The sequence below is a fragment of the Leifsonia sp. Soil_N53 genome (genome assembly GCF_057655165.1).
Genome location: NZ_JBDGMM010000053.1, coordinates 1 through 18,138, shown reverse-complemented (window position 1 = coordinate 18,138; position 18,138 = coordinate 1). Strand labels below are relative to the sequence as shown.

At 69.1% G+C, this 18,138-nt stretch carries 17 protein-coding genes and 2 tRNA genes; 10 read left to right on the top strand and 9 right to left on the bottom strand.

The features are described 5' to 3' along the window. Positions 1–52: 52 nt before the first annotated feature. Complete coding sequence (locus tag AC3A3H_RS07390) at positions 53–1,183, bottom strand: DUF3644 domain-containing protein (RefSeq protein WP_487613906.1); 1,131 nt, start codon at positions 1,181–1,183, stop codon at positions 53–55. A gap of 112 nt (positions 1,184–1,295) precedes the next feature. Beyond that, positions 1,296–1,366: transfer RNA gene (locus tag AC3A3H_RS07385), tRNA-Gly, on the bottom strand. Positions 1,367–1,463: 97 nt separating this feature from the next. On the opposite strand from AC3A3H_RS07385, the gene AC3A3H_RS07380 reads away from it, so the two are divergent. From AC3A3H_RS07380 to clpX, 6 genes are all read left to right on the top strand, one after another. Further along, positions 1,464–1,538 (top strand) — tRNA-Pro (locus tag AC3A3H_RS07380). Between the two features lie 59 nt (positions 1,539–1,597). After that, positions 1,598–2,992 (top strand): trigger factor, encoded by a 1,395-nt coding sequence (gene tig / locus AC3A3H_RS07375; protein WP_487613905.1) that lies wholly within the window; start codon positions 1,598–1,600, stop codon positions 2,990–2,992. 179 nt (positions 2,993–3,171) lie between these two features. Continuing rightward, positions 3,172–3,657: a tetratricopeptide repeat protein gene (locus AC3A3H_RS07370; protein WP_487613904.1), complete on the top strand. Its 486-nt coding sequence runs from the start codon at positions 3,172–3,174 to the stop codon at positions 3,655–3,657. A gap of 111 nt (positions 3,658–3,768) precedes the next feature. After that, positions 3,769–4,362: an ATP-dependent Clp protease proteolytic subunit gene (locus AC3A3H_RS07365; protein WP_487613903.1), complete on the top strand. Its 594-nt coding sequence runs from the start codon at positions 3,769–3,771 to the stop codon at positions 4,360–4,362. 29 nt (positions 4,363–4,391) lie between these two features. After that, positions 4,392–5,075 (top strand): ATP-dependent Clp protease proteolytic subunit, encoded by a 684-nt coding sequence (locus tag AC3A3H_RS07360; RefSeq protein ID WP_487613902.1) that lies wholly within the window; start codon positions 4,392–4,394, stop codon positions 5,073–5,075. A gap of 184 nt (positions 5,076–5,259) precedes the next feature. Continuing rightward, positions 5,260–6,534 (top strand): ATP-dependent Clp protease ATP-binding subunit ClpX, encoded by a 1,275-nt coding sequence (clpX, locus tag AC3A3H_RS07355; RefSeq protein ID WP_487613901.1) that lies wholly within the window; start codon positions 5,260–5,262, stop codon positions 6,532–6,534. Here clpX and AC3A3H_RS07350 read toward each other — a convergent pair. Continuing rightward, positions 6,491–7,792, bottom strand: a complete 1,302-nt coding sequence (locus AC3A3H_RS07350) for an ion channel protein (protein ID WP_487613900.1) — start codon at positions 7,790–7,792, stop codon at positions 6,491–6,493. The two genes, clpX and AC3A3H_RS07350, sit on opposite strands and share 44 nt — an antisense overlap. A gap of 109 nt (positions 7,793–7,901) precedes the next feature. Beyond that, positions 7,902–9,941, bottom strand: a complete 2,040-nt coding sequence (locus AC3A3H_RS07345) for a M3 family metallopeptidase (protein WP_487613899.1) — start codon at positions 9,939–9,941, stop codon at positions 7,902–7,904. A 119-nt stretch (positions 9,942–10,060) separates the two neighbouring features. Here AC3A3H_RS07345 and AC3A3H_RS07340 point away from each other — a divergent pair, with 119 nt between their 5' ends. The 3 genes from AC3A3H_RS07340 to AC3A3H_RS07330 are packed head-to-tail and all read left to right on the top strand — an operon-like array spanning position 10,061 to position 12,173. Continuing rightward, a complete protein-coding gene (locus AC3A3H_RS07340) occupies positions 10,061–10,702 on the top strand; it encodes an ArsR/SmtB family transcription factor (protein ID WP_487613898.1) in 642 nt (213 codons plus the stop codon). Then, positions 10,699–11,991, top strand: a complete 1,293-nt coding sequence (locus AC3A3H_RS07335) for an MFS transporter (RefSeq protein ID WP_487613897.1) — start codon at positions 10,699–10,701, stop codon at positions 11,989–11,991. The genes AC3A3H_RS07340 and AC3A3H_RS07335 overlap by 4 nt, the downstream gene beginning before the upstream one ends. Continuing rightward, positions 11,988–12,173 carry a hypothetical protein gene (locus tag AC3A3H_RS07330; protein ID WP_487613896.1) on the top strand — a complete coding sequence of 62 codons (186 nt, stop codon included), beginning with the start codon at positions 11,988–11,990 and terminating at the stop codon, positions 12,171–12,173. Before AC3A3H_RS07335 ends, AC3A3H_RS07330 begins: the two co-directional genes overlap by 4 nt. Positions 12,174–12,200: 27 nt before the next feature. Here the strand turns inward: AC3A3H_RS07330 and AC3A3H_RS07325 are convergent, their stop codons facing one another. From AC3A3H_RS07325 to AC3A3H_RS07305, 5 genes are all read right to left on the bottom strand, one after another. After that, positions 12,201–12,467 carry a hypothetical protein gene (locus AC3A3H_RS07325; protein ID WP_487613895.1) on the bottom strand — a complete coding sequence of 89 codons (267 nt, stop codon included), beginning with the start codon at positions 12,465–12,467 and terminating at the stop codon, positions 12,201–12,203. After that, positions 12,467–12,937, bottom strand: coding sequence for an N-acetyltransferase family protein (locus tag AC3A3H_RS07320; RefSeq protein ID WP_487613894.1), 471 nt, complete (start codon positions 12,935–12,937; stop codon positions 12,467–12,469). The genes AC3A3H_RS07325 and AC3A3H_RS07320 overlap by 1 nt, the downstream gene beginning before the upstream one ends. A gap of 70 nt (positions 12,938–13,007) precedes the next feature. Beyond that, complete coding sequence (locus AC3A3H_RS07315) at positions 13,008–13,454, bottom strand: GNAT family N-acetyltransferase (RefSeq protein WP_487613893.1); 447 nt, start codon at positions 13,452–13,454, stop codon at positions 13,008–13,010. Further along, positions 13,451–16,060 (bottom strand): valine--tRNA ligase, encoded by a 2,610-nt coding sequence (valS, locus tag AC3A3H_RS07310; RefSeq protein WP_487613892.1) that lies wholly within the window; start codon positions 16,058–16,060, stop codon positions 13,451–13,453. Before valS ends, AC3A3H_RS07315 begins: the two co-directional genes overlap by 4 nt. A gap of 141 nt (positions 16,061–16,201) precedes the next feature. After that, complete coding sequence (locus tag AC3A3H_RS07305) at positions 16,202–17,572, bottom strand: MFS transporter (RefSeq protein WP_487613891.1); 1,371 nt, start codon at positions 17,570–17,572, stop codon at positions 16,202–16,204. A gap of 64 nt (positions 17,573–17,636) precedes the next feature. Between AC3A3H_RS07305 and AC3A3H_RS07300 the strand changes: the two genes are divergently transcribed. After that, positions 17,637–18,138 (top strand): TetR/AcrR family transcriptional regulator (locus AC3A3H_RS07300; RefSeq protein WP_487613890.1); only part of this gene is annotated, 502 nt, incomplete at its 3' end.

Here is an 18,138-nt window from a genome sequence, read left to right as displayed (position 1 = left end):
GGGCAACATCGTTGCGCGGTTCAAGCTACTTCTCGAAGTGATCTGAGTAGAGCTAAGCCGCAGCGCTCGACGCGAACGCGCAAGCACAATTCGACTCGCCACAGTCTGTTGATCCGGCGGTGGCCTTCTTGTTCGGGGAATGTGCCATCCAGATCGCCTCCATGTTGGCGCTCTCCAGAGCGCTCCGCATGTTCACGAGCGCCTGGTCTGAGAACCGGACGTGTTTTTGAGACTCGAAGGCAAACGTATGGCAGAGGTTCGGGTCCTTATCGATCCCTAGATGGGTTCGGAGCGCTCGGCTTCTAGGCCGAGAGATTCCGAGCTTGTCTGCCAGACCGAACGCCGTCCAGTGGTACTTCTTTTGCTGGTCGACGGTACGCACGGCGGCCGCATCGACCTCCTCATCGTTTGTGAAGCGGACAGGCATGGCGTCGTCGTGCTTCACGAATCGAACCTGCACCTCTAGTCCAGTTCCCACGACCGCCGCGCCAACGCTGGCGAGCCGCGGGAAGACCTGAGACCGTTGCTTGCCCTCTCGGATACCTGTTTCCACCCGTGTCACGTCCTTGTCGGACACCTTGGTGTCGGCCTCCGAGTGCGCCTCCATAGCGAGCAATGTCCGGATGCGTGCGCGTGCCTCGGCGCCCATCCGCCGGCCAGGCTGCAGTAGCTCGGTGATCTTGGCGTACTCGGCATCGACCAAGACCTGGAAGTCCTGCGGAGGTTCGCTGGAGACAGGCAGGATGCGTCGCGGGAGATGCTCAGCGAGACGCTCTTTGAACACCCGCTGAAGCAAGTCATCAAAGAGGGTGACGGCAGCGCGTAGATGAACATACAGCAAGGCCTCGTCAACCTCGTTGTACCAGTGCTGCTCATCATCACGAAGCGCGTCGATTGCTCGAAGAGTTCCGGCCTCCTCATCGGTGAGCTTGATCCCGGCCGTTTGCGCAGCCTGCCTGATCACAGCCTCGAACCCGATTGAGCGCCCTGTCTCTTTATCGAATACATTCACCTGTTTCTGATTTAGCGCGGCCTTGAGCAGCATCTCGAACGCGTGTTGCGCGTGAAGAAGAACGGTCGTGATCCGTCCGTCATCATCCACGTCGTTGAACGCGGAGATCGATCTCCGGAACGAGGAGACCGCTTTCCTCTTGAGAATGCGCGCGCTGCTTCTGAGCTTCACGCACCAAGTATCCGGTGGGACGCCGACATTCAACTGGTGCCACGGGGTTTTGACGGGGATCGCGTTCCTGAGCGTTTCGCTCGACGGGCCGCTCGGCCAGTGTTTCCAACCGAGGGGATGACGGGAATCGAACCCGCGTAATCAGTTTGGAAGACTGAGGCTCTACCATTGAGCTACATCCCCGTAGGCCGCCCTGCGACGGCCGACGACCATCGTAGTACACGCGGGGGGTCGCCCGCGTGCAGTAGACTTGCGCACGGTCTTTCGCACCGCTTGAAGCCGGGGCGTAGCTCAGCTTGGCTAGAGCGCCCGCTTTGGGAGCGGGAGGTCGCAGGTTCGAATCCTGTCGCCCCGACGAGGACCTCGTTCCTTGCGAGTAGACCATCGTTCGAACATCAGGAGAACCCAGACATCGTGAAGACCACGGTCGAGAAGCTCAGCCCCACGCGTACCAAGCTCATCATCTCGGTGACGCCGGAGGAACTGCAGCCGTCCATCAAGCACGCCTACGAGCACATCGCGGAGCAGGTGAGCATCCCCGGTTTCCGCAAGGGCAAGGTGCCGCCGCCCATCATCGACCAGCGGGTCGGCAAGGCCGCCGTCCTGGAGCACGCGGTCAACGAAGGCCTCGACACCTTCTACCGCCAGGCGGTGGAGGAGAACGACGTGCGTCCCCTCGGACGCCCGCAGGCCGACATCACCGAGTGGCCCGACGAGAAGGACTTCTCGGGTGATCTGCTGCTGACCATCGAGGTGGACACCCGCCCGGAGGTCGCGCTGCCCGACTTCAGCGACATCACCCTCACCGTCGACGCCGCCGAGGTGTCCGTCGACGACGTCGAGGAGGAGCTCGACCGGCTGCGCAGCCGTTTCGGCACGCTCGTCACGGTCGACCGCCCGGCCAAGTCCGGCGACTTCGCGCAGATCGACCTGACCGCCGTGATCGGCGGCGAGGAGGTCGACACCGCCGCGAACATCTCCTACGAGATCGGCTCCGGCGAGCTCATCGAGGGCATCGACGAGGCGCTCGACACCCTCACCGCCGGCGAGACCACCACCTTCGAGGCCCCGCTCATGGGCGGCGACCACGAGGGCGAGAACGCGCAGATCACCGTCACCCTCAACGCCGTCAAGGAGCGCGAGCTCCCGGAGGCCGACGACGACTTCGCGCAGATCGCCAGCGAGTTCGACACCATCGGCGAGCTGCGGACCAGCCTGCGCGGCCAGGTCGAGCGCGCCAAGTCGTTCGGCCAGGGCACCGCGGCGCGCGACCAGCTCGTCGACAAGCTCCTCGAGCTCGTCGAGATCCCGGTCCCCGCCTCGCTGGTCGAGGACGAGGTGCACCGCCACCTCGAGCAGGAGAACCGCCTCGAGGACGACGTGCACCGCGCCGAGGTCACCGAGTCGAGCGAGAAGACCTTCCGCACGCAGATCCTCCTCGACGAGGTCGCGCAGCAGGAGGACGTCAAGGTCAGCCAGGACGAGCTCACCCAGTACCTCGTCCAGGGCGCCGCCCAGTACGGCATGGACCCGAACGAGTTCGTCAAGATCCTGAGCGAGAACGGCCAGATCCCGTCGATGGTCGGCGAGGTCGCCCGCAACAAGGCGCTCGCGATCATCCTCGGCAAGACCGAGGTCGTCGACAGCAACGGCAAGAAGGTCGACCTCACCGAGTTCGTCGCCCTCCCCGGCGACGAGGACGCGGACGAGGACGCTGCGGCCGACGACGCCGCTGCCGAGGCACCGGCTGAGGAGCCGGCCGCCGAGGAGAAGCCGAAGAAGCGCGCCGCCAAGAAGAAGGCGGAGTAACACCACTCCAGACGAAGGCCGGGTCCCGATGGACCCGGCCTTCGTCGTATCAGCCGCGATCTGGCTGACAGAACACGCCGTGCGCCGTCGGGGGCGGGCGGCGTGTTCTGTCAGCTGGATGCAGGCCGCCGGCAGGGGCGCGGGAGCGGTAGCGTGGGCGCAGCGGCGAGGAGGGCGACATGGACGACTGGCGGCAACGGGTGGACGCGGTGTGGGCCGCGGCCGACGACGCAGGGGAGGCCGCGACGGTGGCGGCCATCGACGCGCTCGTCGCCGAGCGCCCGGAGGGCGACGCCGAAGCGCTCTTCGAAGCGGCCGGCGCGCGCGACTTCGCCGGCCGGGAGGCCGAGGCAGAGCCGCTCTACCGCGCAGCGCTGGCTGCGGACCTCGGCGAGCCGGCGCGCGGCCAGGCGATCGTCCAGCTCGCGAGCACGCTCCGCAACCTCGACCGCCCGGACGAGGCGCTCGGCCTGCTGCGGGACTTCCTGCTCGCCGAGCCCGAGCATCCGCTCGCCGACGCCGCCCGCGCCTTCGTGGCGCTCGCCCTGTTCGACGACGGCTTCCCCGCCGACGCCCTGCGCGAGGCGCTCGGCGCGCTCGCGCCGCACCTGTCGCGCTACGGCCGCGCCGTTGAGGCCTACGCCGCCGCCCTCGACGACGCCTGACCCGCGCCCGCCCCGCCCGCGACACCCACTCTGCCCAGGGCGAACAGCGCGGAAATGCGTTCCCCGCTCCGATAGATTCGATGCCAAGCGACAAAGGAAACGGAGCGAACAATGGCCGACATGGGTATCCAGCCCAATGTTTTCGACAGACTGCTGAAGGACCGGATCATCTGGCTCGGTTCCGAGGTGCGCGACGAGAACGCCAACGAGATCGCCGCGAAGCTGCTGCTCCTGGCCGCAGAAGACCCCAAGCGGGACATTTACCTCTACATCAACTCGCCCGGCGGCTCGATCACCGCGGGCATGGCGATCTACGACACCATGCAGTTCGTCCCGAACGACATCGTCACGGTCGGCATCGGCATGGCCGCCTCGATGGGTCAGCTCCTGCTGACGGCGGGCACCAAGGGCAAGCGGTACATCACGCCGAACGCCCGGGTGCTGCTGCACCAGCCGCACGGCGGCTTCGGCGGCACGGCCAGCGACATCCAGACGCAGGCCCAGCTGATCCTCGACATGAAGAAGCGCCTGGCCGAGATCACCGCGGCGGCGACGGGCAAGTCCGTCGAGCAGATCAACGCCGACGGCGACCGCGACCGCTGGTTCACCGCCCAGGATGCCCTGGACTACGGGTTCGTCGACCACATCCGGGAGTCCGCGCTCGACGTCTCCGGCGGCGGCGGCACCGACCAGGACGCCAAGTAGCAGCCCGCCGGAAGGATAAGGACATCACTATGAACACCCCCATGCTCGGCGGATACGCCGCAGGCGGCCAGGCCTTCGGCGGCCTGCAGGCGCCCGGCTCCCGCTACATCCTGCCGTCGTTCGAAGAGCGCACGGCCTACGGCTACAAGCGCCAGGACCCGTACGCGAAGCTGTTCGAGGACCGCATCATCTTCCTCGGCGTGCAGGTCGACGACGCCTCGGCCGACGACATCATGGCCCAGCTCCTCGTGCTCGAGAGCCAGGACCCGGACCGCGACATCGTCATGTACATCAACTCGCCTGGCGGCTCGTTCACGGCCATGACCGCGATCTACGACACGATGCAGTACATCCGTCCGCAGATCCAGACCGTGGTGCTCGGCCAGGCGGCCTCCGCCGCCGCCGTGCTGACCGCGGCTGGCACCCCGGGCAAGCGCCTCGCGCTGCCGAACGCCCGCATCCTCATCCACCAGCCCGCCGTCGGCGAGGCCGGCCAGGGGCAGGCGTCCGACATCGAGATCCAGGCCAACGAGATCATGCGCATGCGCACCTGGCTGGAGGAGACGCTCGCGAAGCACTCCAACCGCTCGGTCGCGCAGGTCAACAAGGACATCGACCGCGACAAGATCCTGTCGGCCGATGAGGCGCTGGAGTACGGCCTCATCGACCAGGTGCTGACCAGCCGCAAGACGCTGCCGGCCCTCGTCAAGTAGCTCCTCCCTCGCTGAACGCCCCCATCCGCATCGGGTGGGGGCGTTCGCGCGTCTCCGGCGGCCCGCGGCGTCGCGTCTGCTCCTGGCAGAAGCACCCCTCGTGTCGAATCGGGTCCGGTGCGCGCCAATGTCGCCGTCTCGGGTTAGGCTCGACGGTGACACCAGAAGAAGGAGGGGGAGACGGATGGCACGCATCGGGGAGAGCGCCGATCTGCTCAAGTGTTCCTTCTGTGGCAAGAGCCAGAAGCAGGTTCAGCAGCTGATCGCCGGTCCTGGCGTGTACATCTGCGACGAGTGCGTCGAACTCTGCAACGAGATCATCGAGGAACGGCTCGCCGAGGCGGGCGAAGAGGCGACCGGCGAGTTCGACCTCCCGAAACCGAAGGAGATCTTCGGCTTCCTCGAGGAGTACGTCATCGGCCAGGAGCAGGCGAAGCGCGCCCTCGCCGTCGCCGTCTACAACCACTACAAGCGCGTGCGGGCCAAGCAGACCCTCACCTCGGCCGACGCCATGGACGACGTCGAGATCGCCAAGTCGAACATCCTGCTGATCGGCCCCACCGGCTGCGGCAAGACCTACCTGGCCCAGACGCTCGCCCGCCGGCTCAATGTGCCGTTCGCGGTCGCGGACGCCACGGCGCTGACGGAGGCCGGCTACGTCGGCGAGGACGTCGAGAACATCCTGCTCAAGCTCATCCAGGCCGCCGACTACGACGTCAAGCGCGCCGAGACCGGCATCATCTATATCGACGAGGTCGACAAGATCGCCCGCAAGGCCGAGAACCCGTCGATCACGCGCGACGTGTCGGGCGAGGGCGTGCAGCAGGCGCTGCTCAAGATCCTGGAGGGCACGGTCGCCTCCGTGCCGCCGCAGGGCGGCCGCAAGCACCCGCACCAGGAGTTCATCCAGATCGACACGACGAACGTGCTGTTCATCGTGGCCGGCGCCTTCGCCGGGCTGGAGGACATCATCTCCTCGCGTGCCGGCAAGAAGGGCATCGGCTTCGGTGCCCCGCTGCACTCCAAGGGCGACGACATCAACCTCTTCTCCGAGGTGCTGCCGGAGGACCTGCACAAGTTCGGCCTCATCCCCGAGTTCATCGGCCGGCTCCCGGTCGTCACCACGGTCACGCCGCTCGACCAGGACGCGCTCATGCAGATCCTGACGGTGCCGAAGAACGCGCTCGTGCGGCAGTATCAGCGCATGTTCGAGCTCGACGGAGTGCAGCTCGAGTTCGAGCACTCGGCTCTGGAGTCCATCGCCGACCTCGCGGTGCTCCGCAAGACCGGCGCCCGCGGCCTCCGCGCGATCATGGAGGAGGTGCTCGGGCCGATCATGTTCGAGGTGCCGTCGAGCTCCGAGGTCGCCCGGGTCGTGGTCACCAAGGAGGCCGTGCTCGAGAACGCCGCACCGACTATCGTCCCGCACCGCCCGCGGCGCGAGGAGAAGTCGGCGTAAGCTTCGCCGGCTTGATCAGGAACTCGGGCGCCTTCGTCACCATCAGCCACGCCGGCAGCACGGCGAGCGACAGGATGGGCAGCACGAGCAGGTTCTGAGTGACGGCCACACCGACGAAGATGGCGATCCAGCCGTCCCGGGTGACCGCGAGCGTGATCCCGAGCACACCGGCGGCAACGGCGACCGGCAGCGGCACGGCGGGCACGAGGGCGTTCGCCAGCGTGCCGATGGCCGCACCGATGAAGACGGCCGGGAAGACGCGTCCGCCGCGGAATCCGGCGCTCGCGGCGACCAGCAGCGCGACGAGCTTGACGACGATGATGAGTGTGAGCTGCCCCGCCGAGTAGTCGGCGCGGTTCACCACGAGCGTGCCCATCTGCTCCAGCCCCTTGAACAGGGTGATCGGGCCGCCGATCGCGCCCACCAGGCCGAGCACGACGCCGCCGGCGAGCGTGATGAGCAGCGGATGCCGCAGCGCGTGGAACGCGCGGTGGACGAACGGGAACAGCACGGCGCCGAGCAGGCCGAGCGCCGTCGAGGCCACCCCGATGATGAGCGCTGCCAGCACATCCCAGCCGGTCACCTGTGTGTAGGCGGGCATCGGGATGCCGAAGTGCGGGTGCGCGAGCAGGGTCATCGTGAGCGACCCGGCGGCGGCCGCGACCAGCGGCAGGAAGAGCTTGTCCCAGAGCGCGCCGGCGCCCTTGACCGCGGCGACGATCCCCGTGAAGACGAGCGCCGCGGCGACCGGTGTGCCGAAGAGGGCGCCGATCGTACCGGAGGCCGCCATCAGCATGACGAGCCGCGCGGGAACCGCCTTCCACAGCCTCCCGACCAGCGTCACGAGGATGCTGATGTTGATCGCGATGATCGGGTTCTCCGGCCCGAGGCTCACGCCGCCCGCGAGTCCCAGCACCGCCGCCAGGGCGAGCGACGGCACCACCCCGATCTTCAGCGGCGCGGCGACCAGGTCGGTGGTGGCGGAGTCGGGGCCGGCGTGCCCTGGGACGAGCCAGACGGTGAGCCCCACCGCGAAGCCGGTCACCGTGAGGACGAGGAAGATCCACCATCCGGACGACGGGTCGACGCCGAGCGCCTTCGGGAGTGTCGTCCAGACGCCGTCGTCGATCAGGCCGGCGAGCTCGTCGACGAGCCACAGCGTGAGGGCGCTGACCACGCCGATGAGCACGGCCGGGATGGCGAGCTGCAGAAGCTGACGGACGGACGGTGCGGCGAGCTCCGGCTCGGTCGTCGTCATGGCGCCCCTTCCCGCGGCGCGGCTGGTGCGCGTCGCACCCGGGCCTCCGGGTTGCGCTCAGGCTAGAGCCTCGCGCGGGAAGGGGGCTAGGCCTCAGCCGGGCGCCCGGTCAGCCGTCGAGGCCGCGGCGCTTCAGCAGCGGCTCGATGACGGCGTCGCGGCCGCGGAAGTCGCGGTACGCCTCCAGCGGGTCCTTGGAGCCGCCGACGCCGAGCAGCCGGCTGCGGAACCGGTCGCCGTTGGCGCGGCTGAGGCCGCCGTTCTCCTTGAACCATTCGACCGTGTCGGCGTCGAGGACCTCGCTCCAGATGTAGGAGTAGTAGCCCGCGTCGTAGCCGCCGGAGAAGGTGTGCGCGAAGTACGTGCTCGCGTAGCGCGGCGGCACGGCCGGGTTGTCGAGACCGACTGACGCGAGGGCGGACGCTTCGAAGGCGGCGACGTCGGTGACGGTGTCGTCGGCGGTGATGGCGTGCCAGGCCTGATCGAGCAGCGCCGCGGCCAGGTACTCGCTGGTCGCGAAGCCCTCGTTGAACGACTCGGAGGCGTGCAGCCTGTCGATCAGCTCCTGCGGCATCCGCTCGCCGGTCTCGTGGTGCACCGCGTAGTTCGAGACGATCTCGGGCCACAGCATCCACATCTCGTTGACCTGGCTCGGGAACTCGACGAAGTCGCGGAAGACGTTGGTGCCGGCGAACTTCGGGTACGTGACGCGCGCGAACAGGCCGTGCAGTGCGTGGCCGAACTCGTGGAACAGCGTGTTGGTCTCGTCGTAGGTGAGCAGGGTCGGCTCGCCGGCGGCGGGCTTCGGGACGTTGAGATTATTGACCACGACCGTCGGGTTGTCCAGCAGCTCGGACTGCGAGATCAGCGGGTTCATCCAGGCGCCGCCGCGCTTGGAGTCGCGCGTGTAGAGGTCGAGGAGATACAGGCCGAGGCCCGAGCCGTCCTCGTTGCGCACCTCGAAGACGCGCGCGTCGGGGTGGTAGGCGACCAGGTCGGGCCGCTCCTCGAAGGTGATGCCGTAGAGCTTCGTGGCCGCGAAGAAGACGCCGTCCCGCAGCACGCGCTCCGCCTCGAAGTACGGGCGCATCGCAGCGAAGTCGACGTCGTACTTCTCCTGGCGCACGGCGTCCGTGAGCTTCGCCCAGTCCCAGGCCTCGACGGTCTGGCCGGCGCCGAGCTGCTGCTGGAGGTCGGCCTGCTCCGCACGCGCGTTGCGGGCGGCGGGAGGCGCGAGCCGGCCGAGCATGTCGGCGACGGCCTGCGGGGTCCGTGCCGTCTCGTCGGCCGTCACGAACGCGGCGTGCGTGTCGAAGCCGAGCAGACGGGCGCGCTCGGCGCGCAGACGGGTGATCTCGAGCACCAGTTCGCGGTTGTCGTTCTCGCCGCCGCGGATGCCGCGGGCCCGGGAGGCCGCCATGATCCGCTCGCGCGACCGGCGGTCGGTGAGGCTCGCGAGCCACGGGTGGCCGGTCGGCAGCACCAGGGTGACCACGTACTTGCCGTCGAGGCCGCGCTCGCGGGCGGCCTCCGCGGCGGCCGAGAGCTCGCCCTCGCCGAGGCCGGCCAGCTCGTCTGCGGAGTCGAACACGACGGCGAGGTCGTTGGTGTCGGCGAGCAGGTTCTTCTCGAAACGGGTGGTGAGCGTGGACAGCCGCTGGTTGTACTCGCGGAGACGCTCCTTCTGGTCGTCGTCGAGCCCGGCGCCGGCGAGAGTGAACTCGGTGAAGTAGCGCTCGACGAGGTAGACACCCTCCGGCTCGAGGCCGAGTTCGTGGCGCCGCTCGTGCAGGGCCTGGACGCGGCCGTAGAGGGCGGGGTTCAGCCGGATGGCGTCCTGGTGGGCGGAGAGCAGGGGAGCGATCTCCTCCTCCAGAGCGTTGGTGAAGTCGGTGCTGTCCGAGGAGCTCTTGTTGAAGAAGACCTCGGCGACGCGCTGCAGCACCTGCCCGGAGCGCTCCAGCGCGAGCATGGTGTTCTCGAAGGTCGGCTCGTCGGGGGAGGACGCGATCGCGTCCACCTCGGCCAGTTGCTCGGCGAAGCCCTGCTCGAACGCGGGGCGGTAGTGCTCGTCGCGGATGTCGGCGAACGGCGGGAGCTGGTAGGGGAGCGGACTGGGCGTGAGGAAGGGATTCGACGTGTCGGCCATCCCCTCAGCCTACGGGTCCCGCTCCCCGACGCAAAGGTTTCGCTGCAAAGAGTCGCTTGCAAACTAAATATTGCAAAGAAGTACTTGCAAAGAAGTCTTTGCATCGCTATTCTGCTGTCATGTCCAATGACGACGTGACCCCGGCCGAGACGGCAGCCGCCGAGTACGAGCCGCACTTCGAGTCCCTCGGCATGCCCGCGCTGCGCGCCCTCGCGCACCCGCTGCGCGTCGAGATCATGAATGAGCTGTCCGACTTCGGGCCGGCGACCGCCTCGATGCTGGCGGAGCGCCTGGGGGAGTCCAGTGGGGCGACGAGCTACCACCTCCGGCAGCTCGCCAAGCACGAGATCATCGTCGAGGACACCGAACGCGGGAGCGGGCGCGAACGCTGGTGGAAGATGGCGCCGGGCGGCGTCACCATCGGCGGTCCGGAGACGCTCGCGACCCCGGCCGGCCGAGAGGTCACCGAGCAGATCTCGCTGAGCTGGCAGCAGAACAACGAGCGACGGCTCAACGCCTACCTTCGCCGCGGGCTGGACACCTTCGGGCCGGAGTGGGCGGAGGCCGCCGCCCTGTCGACCTCCCACCTGGAGGTCACGCGCGACCAGCTCGCCGAGTTCGCCACGGAGTACTACAAGATGCTCAACCGCCTCAAGGAGAAGTGGAAGACCGAACCGGCCGGCGACCGCAAGCGCATCCAGGCCCAGTTCAACGCGTTCCCGCTCGTCGAGCAGGACCAGCGGGCGGAGGAGGGACGATGAGCGCGCAGGCGACCGTGAAGAGCGGGCTCGGCGCCGGCTTCGGGCGGCTGTGGTCCGCGGCCATCGCGAGCAACCTCGCCGACGGGATCGGCCGCATCGCGGTCCCGCTGATCGCGACGACGCTGACCCACGACCCCGCACTGATCGCCGGCCTGACCGCTGTGACCTTCCTGCCGTGGCTGCTGTTCGGCATCCCAGCTGGGATGCTGCTCGACCGCGTCGACCGCCGGGTGGCGATGGCCGTCGCCAACGGTCTTCGGTTCGCCGTCGCCGCCCTCGTGGCGCTCCTGATCGCGACCGACACGCTGACGATCTGGGGGCTGTACAGCTGCATGCTGCTGTTCGGGCTCGGCGAGACGGTGTTCGACAATGCGACCACCACGGTCACGCCGAGCCTGGTGACCCGCGACCAGCTCGACCGCGCCAACGGCCGGATGCAGTCGGCCGAGATCGTCGTGCAGAACTTCATCGCCACGCCGATCGCGGGCTTCCTGTTCGCGGCGGCGATCGCGCTGCCGCTCTGGCTGACCGGCGCCGGGTTCCTCGTGTCCGCGCTCCTGGTGCTCACCATCCCGGTGGCGGCGGCCCGCGCGCACCAGCTCGGCGGGGACGGGGAGGCCGCGCCGCGCCCGCGGCTTGGCGCGGTCGTCCGTTTCCTGTGGGACGACCGGTTCCTGCGGAAGATGATCGTCCTCACCTCGATCACGGCCTCCGCGCTGGCGTTCGCCCAGGGCAGCGTCGTGCTGCTGCTCGTGCAGACCTACACGCTCCCCGCCTCCCTCGTCGGCGTGGTCACCGCGGTGATCGGCGCGGGCGCGCTCGTCGGCGCCCTCATCGCGAGCGGTCTCGTCGCCCGGTTCGGACGCGGCCGGGTGATGTACGTGGCCATGCTCGTCAGCGGCGTCGGCATCCTGGGCGTCGGACTCACCGGCAACGTCGTGGCCGGCATCCTCGCCTACGCCCTCGGGGCGTTCGGCGTCGCGGTGTGGAACGTCCCGTGGGGCGCGCTGCGCCAGGCGATCGTGCCCGGCGCCATCCTCGGCCGGGCCATGGGGATCGTCCGCACCATCGGCTGGGGTCTCACGCCGATCGCCACAGTGCTTGGCGGCTTCGTCGCCCGCATCGACCTGCGCCTGCCGTTCCTCATCGGCGGCGTGGTCGTGGTGGTGCTCGCGCTGATCGCGACCCGCCTCCTGCTCAGCGCCGGCCGCTACGGCCAGGCGCCCGCCGACGAGGACCAGACCCCGTCACCCGAAGTACAGACCATCCCGGAAGGAACCGCATCATGACCGCCATCGCCCTGCCCGCGCGCCGGCCGCTCAGCCACCGCGCAGCACTCCGGCTCGGTCGCGCCCTCACCGCGTGGGGGATGCGCCAGCCCGCCAGTACCGCCCGTCACGCCGATCTCGTCGCCACCGTCGAGCAGACGCGCGACCGCGCGGCGCGGACGCTCCCGCAGCTCCCGCGCTGACCGCCGGCCCGCTACTGCGCCGGCCCGCTACGCCTCGTCGTAGTCCGAGGGCTCGGTCTCGACCACCTGGGTGATCGTGGCCGAGTCCTCGTTCGCGTTGTAGCGGATGATGGTGCCGTCGTCGAGCTCGACGACCGGGTTGCCTTCCAGCCAGGTCAGCGTCCAGCGCCAGCCCGCGGTCTCGATGTCGGTCGCGGTGAGCTCCTCCTCGACGGTGGAGACGGCGTACGTGACGACCTCCGGGAGGTTGGCGGGCGGCGTCTCGCCGACGGCCCAGCGGGTTCCGAGCTGCATCAGGCGGACTCGGCGTTCTGGGCGGCCGCGAGGTCGATCTCGTAGGTGACCCAGCCGGTCTTGTTCGCGACCGAGTCGTAGACCCGCTGCGCGTCGGCGTTGTCGTTCGCGGTGATCCACTGCACGACGCCGAGCCGGCGCTCCTCCGCGAGATCGCGGACGGCCGCGATCAGCTGGTGGCCCACGCCCTTGCCGCGCTCCTCGTCCACGACGTACAGGTCGTCGAGGAACAGTCCGCGGTCGCCCTCCAGCGGCCGGGCGAACTCGCGCACATGGGCGAGCCCGACGACGCGATCGCCGTCCACGGCGACGAAGCCGAGCTCCTCGTGGTCGGGGTCGGTGAGCCACGACCACAGGACGAGCGCCCTCTGGTCGGTGAGCTCGGTGTCGTAGAACTCCGCGTACTTCGCGTAGAGATCGAGCCAGGCGAAGAAGTCGCCATCCTTGACCGGCCGAACTTCCGTCGACATCAGCCCCTCCGTTCGCCTTGCTCCCCGGCTCGAGAGTCCGGGAGTCGTATCGACCTTATCGCGGTACCGTTCAGGGGACGAGGTCGTAGGTGACCCACTTCGTCTTCTCGGCCACGCGGTCGTACAGCCGGCGGGCCTCCTGGTTGTCCTTGGCGGTGATCCAGCGGACCACCGACAGACCGCGCTCCTTGGCGACGTCGCGCAGCTGTTCGAGCAGGGCGGTGCCCGCTCCCTCGCCGCGCGCGTCCGGGAGGACGAAGAGGTCGTCGAGGTACAGGCCGGTGCTGCCGTCGAGCGGCCGGGCGAACTCGCGCACGTGCGCGAGGCCGATCGGGGTGCCGTCCTCGTCGACCGCGAAGTAGGCCTCGAGGCCGTTCTCCGGGTCGGTGATCCAGCTCCACACGAGCAGGGCCTTCTCGTCCGTCACCGGGGTCTCGTAGAACTCGCCGTACCCGGCGTAGAGGTCGAGCCAGGTGAAGAACTCGTTGTCCTCCACGCGCCGGACGTCAGCCGTCATCGTTCCTCCTCGGTCAGGGTCTGCGCAAGGAGGATATCGGTCACTTCCAGCGTGTCCGCGGAAACGAAACGCAGTTCTGCGATTCTGCCTACCGAGGCGAGGTCGGCCGACGCGGATTCGATGGCCGCGATCTCGTCCGCCGGGCCACCGATGACGGCGGAGTCCACGGCGGTGCGCTGGGAGGCCTTCGCCGCCGTCTTGGCGCCGCGGATGCCGGTCAGGGCGCGGCCGACGATGGTGAGGACGGGCCGGGCGTCGTCCCAGTCCCCGGCGAGCTCGGCGGCCTCCGGCCAGGCCGCGAGGTGCACCGATCCGGTCTCCGACCAGCTCCAGGCCTCCTCGGACGCGAACGGCAGCACCGGGGCGAACAGGCGGAGGAAGGCGGAGAGCGCGGTGCGGAGGGCGACCACCGCGGAGACCTGGCCGGCGTTGGGCTCGCCGTAGGCGCGCTCCTTCACCAGCTCCAGGTAGTCGTCGCAGAACGTCCAGAAGAACGTCTCGGCCGTCTCCAGCGCGCGGGCGTGGTCGTAGCCCTCCAGCGCAGCGGTGGCGTCGGTCACGACATCGGCGAGCTGCTGCAGCATGCTGCGGTCCAGCGGCGCGGTCACCTGGGCGAGGTCGAGCGACTCGGGCGCGTCGAAGCCGTGGATGAACTTCGCCGCGTTGAGCAGCTTGATCGCGAGGCGGCGGCCGATCTTGATCTGGGTCGGGTTCTGCGGGTCGAACGACGCGTCGGTGCCGAGCCGGGAGGACGCAGCCCAGTAGCGCACGGCGTCCGAGCCGTGCTTCTCGAGGATGTCGGCCGGCGTGACGACGTTGCCCTTGGACTTGGACATCTTCTTGCGGTCGGGGTCGACGATGAAGCCGGAGATCGCGGCGTTCTTCCACGGCGCGACGCCGTGCTCGAGCTGCGAGCGCAGCACGGTCGAGAACAGCCAGGTGCGGATGATGTCCTGGCCCTGCGGGCGCAGGTCGAACGGGTACACCGCCTGGAAGAGTTCGGGGTCGTCCATCCAGCCGCCCGCGAGCTGCGGGGTCAGCGAGGAGGTCATCCAGGTGTCCATCACGTCGTGCTCGCCGACGAAGCCGCCGGCCTGGCCGCGCTGCGACTCCTGGAAGCCCGGCGCAGGGTCGGAGGACGGATCGACGGGGAGGCTGTCCTCTGCGGGCAGGATGGGCTGCTCGAACAGCGGGTTGCCCACACCGTCGAGCGGGTACCAGACCGGGATCGGCACGCCGAAGAAGCGCTGGCGCGAGATGAGCCAGTCGCCGGTGAGGCCGTTGACCCAGTTCTCGTAGCGCACGCGCATGAAGTCGGGGTGCCAGTCCAGGCCGCGGCCCAGCTCGATCAGGCGCTCGCGCAGCTTCTCGTCACGCGCGCCGTTCTTGACGTACCACTGCCGCGTCGAGACGATCTCGAGCGGCTTGTCGCCCTTCTCGAAGAACTTGACGGGGTGCTGGATGGGCTTCGGCTCGCCGACCAGGTCGCCGGAGGCGCGCAGCAGCTCCACGACGGCCTGCTTCGCCGAGAACACGGTCTTGCCGGCGAGCTGCGCGTAGGCCTCGCGGCCCTCCGCGGTCTCGATCGCCGCGGGCGGCTCGGTCTGGATGCGGCCGTCGAAGCCGATGATCGCGCGGTTCGGGAGGTCGAGCTCGCGCCACCAGGTCACGTCCGTGATGTCGCCGAAGGTGCAGATCATGGCGATGCCGGTGCCCTTGTCCGGCTGCGCGAGGTGGTGGGCGACCACGGGCACGTCGACGCCGAAGACGGGGGTGCGCACCGTCGTGCCGAACAGCGACTGGTAGCGCTCGTCGTCGGGGTGCGCTACGAGTGCAACGCAGGCGGGGAGCAGCTCGGGGCGGGTGGTCTCGATGTACAGGGGACCGTCGGCGCCGTGGAAGCCCACCCGGTGGTACGCGCTCGGCTGCTCGCGGTCCTCCAGCTCGGCCTGGGCCACGGCGGTGCGGAAGGTGATGTCCCAGAGCGTCGGCGCGAGCGCCTGGTAGGCCTCGCCGCGGGCGACGTTGCGGATGAAGGCGAGCTGCGAGGTGTGCAGGGCCTCCCGGCCGATGGTGCGGTAGGTCTGCGACCAGTCGACGGACAGGCCGAGTGCGCGCCAGAGCGCTTCGAACTGCTTCTCGTCCTCCACGGTCAGCCGCTCGCACAGCTCGATGAAGTTGCGGCGCGAGATCGGCTTCTGGTCGGCCGCCTTGGCGCTCTTGTTGTCGCCGCCCTCGAACGGCGGGGCGAAGTCCGCCTCGTAGGGAAGCGACGGGTCGCAGCGCACGCCGTAGTAGTTCTGCACCCGGCGCTCGGTGGGCAGGCCGTTGTCGTCCCAGCCCATCGGGTAGAACACGCGCTTGCCGCGCATGCGCTGGTAGCGGGCGACGATGTCGGTGTGCGTGTAACTGAACACGTGGCCGATGTGCAGCGAGCCGGAGGCCGTGGGCGGCGGGGTGTCGATCGAATAGATCGCGTCGCGGCCGGCGGCGATGGCGCCGTCCCGATCGAATTCGAAGGTGCCGTCCTGCTGCCAGCGGGCGCCCCAGGCGGCCTCCAGACCTTCGAGTGCTGGCTTGTCGGGCACGGGGTTCGCGGCGGTCATGGCTCTCCGATTCGATATGTGCGGCACCGCGTCAGGGGTGCCTAAGTGTTGGGTTGCGTTAAAGCGTACCGGAGAGCGCCGAAGGGCACGTCGTCGTCACTTTCGGGCGCAGAAAGCGACAACGACGTGCCCCTCGTTGGGTCAGGCGGCGGCGTGGGCCTCCACGGCCTCGATGGTCTGGGCGTCTGCGGTGCCCTCGTCGATGATCGGCTTGCGGCGGGCGGCGGCCCACGCGGCGACCAGGGTGATGACCGACATGACGGCGAGGACGATGCCCGGGTGCCACCACGCGTTGTGGACGGCCTGGCCGAACACGAGCGTCAGCGCCGGCACGAACGAGGTGAGGAGCGCAGCGATGCTGTACGCGACCGAGAGCGCGCTGTAGCGGATCGAGCTCGGGAACAGGTCGGACATCAGCCCGCCGAGGCCGGCCCAGGAGAGCGTGGGCAGGATTCCGCCGATGATCATGCTGGCGACGAGCACGCCGAAGGACGCGCTCTGCAGCAGGAAGTACATCGGGAAGGCGACGACGAGCGTGCCGATCGCGCCGATGGCGACGACGCGCGCCGAGCCGATCTTCGCGGCCCACAGCCCGAACAGCGGGATGGTGACGAGCTGGAGCAACCCGCCGATCGTGGTCGCCACCAGCAGGTCCTGGAACTTGAACCCGAGCACGGCGGTGCCGTAGTCGACCATGTAGGTGTTCATCAGCGAGTACGAGCCGATGCCGAGGACGGCGGCGCCGATCGCGATGATGAACGCGACAGGGGCCTTGGTGAAGACGTCGAGCACCGGGAAGCGGTCGCGGCGGCCGGTCTCCACGAGCTTCCGGAACACCGGGGTCTCGTCGATCGACCAGCGCAGGTAGAGCGAGACCAGCAGCAGCGGGAATGCCGTGAGGAATGGGATGCGCCAGCCCCACGAGGCGATGTCGGCCGGCGACATGGTCAGCGTCAGGACGATGAAGACGACGGCGCTCAGGATGGAGCCGACCGGCGAGCCGAGCTGGGGGAGTGCGGCGTAGAAGCCGCGGCGCTTCGGGTTGGCGTACTCGGTCGCCAGCAGGATCGAGCCTCCCCACTCGCCGCCGAGCGACAGGCCCTGCACGAGGCGCAGCAGCACGAGGACGACGCCGCCGAACCAGCCGGCGGCCGCGTACGTCGGCAGGACGCCGACCAGGCCCGTGGAGATGCCCATCAGCAGGATCGTCATCAGCAGCACGGGCCGCCGGCCGATCCGGTCGCCCAGGTGGCCGAAGATCACGGCGCCGACGGGACGGATGACGAAGCCCGCCGCGATCGCCAGGAAGCCGGCGAGGACGCCGCCGAACGGGCCGAGCGGCGTGAAGAACAGCGGGCCGACGAAGAACGCGGCGAAGTACGCGTAGAGGTAGAAGTCGTACGATTCGAGGGAGGTCCCGACGAACGATGCGATGGCGACGCGGCGAGCGGTGCCCGGCGTGATGCCGGGGCGATCGGTCTCGCTGACGGCGAGCGTGGGGGTGGAGGTCACGGGTGTCCTTCTGACGGGGGTATCTGAACCGGGTCCAATAATAGGCGTGAGGAGACAACGCAGCGTGACACCGAAGCATTCCGAGCAGACGGCACAGGCGGGGCGCCCGCGCGCGTCGTCCCGCGGGATGCTCGCGGAGGCCGCAGGCGAGCTCTTCCTGGAACAGACCTACACCGGCACGACCGTCGACGACATCGCCCGGCGCGCCGGGGTCAGCCGGGCGACGTTCTTCAACTACTTCGCGGCCAAGAGCGACCTGCTCTGGCTGGAGGTGGACGAGTCCCTCGCGGCGTTCCCCGCGATGCTCGCCGCGCCCGACGACGACGTCGAGCCGATGGCCGCTGTGCTGGAGGCGGTGGTCCGGCTCGCCGAGGGCTTCGGCCCCGATCGCCTGCCGCTGGCGGTCACCCAGGTCGAGCTGATGGGCACCGACGCCGAACTGCAGGCCTCGGCGCTGCCGCGGTTCCTCGCCGTCGTCCGGCTGGTCGCCGCGGCGATCGCCCGCCGGGCCGGGGAGGACCCGGACGGGCTGCTCCCGCGCGCCGCAGCGACCGCGGTCGTCGGGG

Excerpts from the sequence above, each read along its gene's own strand:
- clpX (WP_487613901.1), top strand. The coding sequence starts at position 5,260 with ATGGCACGCATCGGGGAGAGCGCCGATCTGCTCAAGTGTTCCTTCTGT.
- valS (WP_487613892.1), bottom strand. The coding sequence starts at position 16,060 with ATGACCGCCGCGAACCCCGTGCCCGACAAGCCAGCACTCGAAGGTCTG.
- AC3A3H_RS07315 (WP_487613893.1), bottom strand. The coding sequence starts at position 13,454 with ATGACGGCTGACGTCCGGCGCGTGGAGGACAACGAGTTCTTCACCTGG.
- AC3A3H_RS07320 (WP_487613894.1), bottom strand. The coding sequence starts at position 12,937 with ATGTCGACGGAAGTTCGGCCGGTCAAGGATGGCGACTTCTTCGCCTGG.
- AC3A3H_RS07345 (WP_487613899.1), bottom strand. The coding sequence starts at position 9,941 with ATGGCCGACACGTCGAATCCCTTCCTCACGCCCAGTCCGCTCCCCTAC.
- AC3A3H_RS07365 (WP_487613903.1), top strand. The coding sequence starts at position 3,769 with ATGGCCGACATGGGTATCCAGCCCAATGTTTTCGACAGACTGCTGAAG.
- AC3A3H_RS07330 (WP_487613896.1), top strand. The coding sequence starts at position 11,988 with ATGACCGCCATCGCCCTGCCCGCGCGCCGGCCGCTCAGCCACCGCGCA.
- AC3A3H_RS07340 (WP_487613898.1), top strand. The coding sequence starts at position 10,061 with ATGTCCAATGACGACGTGACCCCGGCCGAGACGGCAGCCGCCGAGTAC.
- AC3A3H_RS07370 (WP_487613904.1), top strand. The coding sequence starts at position 3,172 with ATGGACGACTGGCGGCAACGGGTGGACGCGGTGTGGGCCGCGGCCGAC.
- AC3A3H_RS07335 (WP_487613897.1), top strand. The coding sequence starts at position 10,699 with ATGAGCGCGCAGGCGACCGTGAAGAGCGGGCTCGGCGCCGGCTTCGGG.
- AC3A3H_RS07360 (WP_487613902.1), top strand. The coding sequence starts at position 4,392 with ATGAACACCCCCATGCTCGGCGGATACGCCGCAGGCGGCCAGGCCTTC.
- AC3A3H_RS07325 (WP_487613895.1), bottom strand. The coding sequence starts at position 12,467 with ATGCAGCTCGGAACCCGCTGGGCCGTCGGCGAGACGCCGCCCGCCAAC.
- AC3A3H_RS07350 (WP_487613900.1), bottom strand. The coding sequence starts at position 7,792 with ATGACGACGACCGAGCCGGAGCTCGCCGCACCGTCCGTCCGTCAGCTT.